The organism is Sulfurovum sp. bin170 (genome assembly GCF_010892395.1).
In the GTDB taxonomy this organism is placed as follows: Bacteria; Campylobacterota; Campylobacteria; order Campylobacterales; family Sulfurovaceae; genus UBA1140.
On sequence record NZ_JAACKB010000462.1, the window covers coordinates 1 to 1653 of the forward strand.

Consider the following 1653-nt stretch of genomic DNA (forward strand, 5'->3'; position numbering starts at 1 on the left):
TCGTTCAGGCGGCTTATTTAATGAGCTTTCCAATATTATTGCTATCAACGCAGATGGTATTGCAGAGGGTGTAGCGATTGGTGGAGATAGATTTGTTGGTTCAGTATTTATTGACAACCTCCTCAGAATGGAGTCAAACCCGAAAGTTAAATATATGATTCTTTTGGGTGAGGTAGGTGGTACTGAAGAGTATAAAGTGATTAAAGCTATCAAAGATGGAAGAATTACTAAGCCAATTATTGCATGGTGTATCGGTACCATTGCTAAATATTATGACTCTGGTGTACAGTTCGGTCATGCGGGCGCATCTGCAAATGCTGAATCTGAAACAGCTGAGTATAAGAACAATGCAATGGCTGAAGCAGGTATTTTTGTACCAGCAACATTCAATGATCTTCCGGCAAAAATCAAAGAGGTATTTGACTCTCTTGATATTGCCCCAATTCCAGAGCCAGAGATGAACACTGTTCCAAAAGTGAGAAGAAGCAAACAATTTATCTGTACTATATCGGACGATAGAGGTGAAGAGGCTACATATGCCGGATTCCCAATCTCTTCGGTGGCTACTCCTGATACTGGTAAAGGAATCGGTGATGTTATTGCACTCTTATGGTTCAAAAAACAGTATCCAAAGTGGGCTACAGATTTCATTGAAACGGTGATCAAAACTGTTGCTGACCACGGTCCAGCGGTTTCTGGTGCGCACAATGCAAAAGTCACAGCAAGAGCAGGCAAGTCAGTGGTTGAGGCATTAGTGACAGGACTTCTTACTATTGGACCTAGATTTGGTGGCGCGATTGATGGTGCAGCACAATACTTCAAATATGCAGATGATAATGGTCTTGATCCAAAAGCATTCTTGAAATATATGAAGGGGCAGGGCGTTCCAATTCCAGGTATTGGACACCGTATCAAGTCTCTCAAGAACCCAGATCTTCGTGTAACGGGTCTTATGGACTTTGCAACTGAAAACTTCCCAAGTACACCGTTGCTTGACTATGCAAGAACAGTTGAAGCACTCACAACATCCAAAAAAGAGAATCTTATTCTCAATGTTGATGGTACGATTGGTATCCTTATGGTTGATATGTGGAGAGCACTCGGCTACTCTGAAGAGGAGATCAATGAGTTTATCGAGTCAGGTACACTTAACTCATTCTTCATCGTCGGTAGAACAATCGGATTTATCGGTCATGTACTTGATGAGAAAAGATTGGCTATGCCTATGTATCGCCATCCGATGGATGATATTCTTTATGATGTACAGGTTGCCGAAGAGATCTAAACTCACTTCTCTATCTGATACTATTTTTGTACAGTCCTTGCTGGGCTGTACTATACCTCCTTTCACAGATAATATATTCAGTAATCCATAGATCTTTCACGGGACTCAACTAATATTAAGAAAAACTTCCTATTTAATGTAAGTAAACTTGAAAAATTAAAGAAATTTCAAAAAAAATACAATAAACCACAAAAAACCCTTGACAAATAAAACTTTAGGTGCTATAATACGCGTCCACAAACACAGAGACCTTAACCGAGTTGGCTAAGAGAGTGAATGTGAGTGATCTTTGACAACCAAATATAAGTAAAAATCAACGTCTATTTGAGATTTAATTTTTGCACCTTTTTTTAAAAAGGTGATATGAA

At 39.3% G+C, this 1653-nt stretch carries 1 protein-coding gene; it reads left to right on the plus strand.

Annotation, left to right across the window (positions count from 1 at the left end):
- Window positions 1-1285: citrate/2-methylcitrate synthase (locus GSY74_RS10740; protein WP_164665148.1), on the plus strand; the 1285-nt coding region annotated here is incomplete at its 5' end.
- Between the last annotated feature and the right edge of the window lie 368 nt (window positions 1286-1653).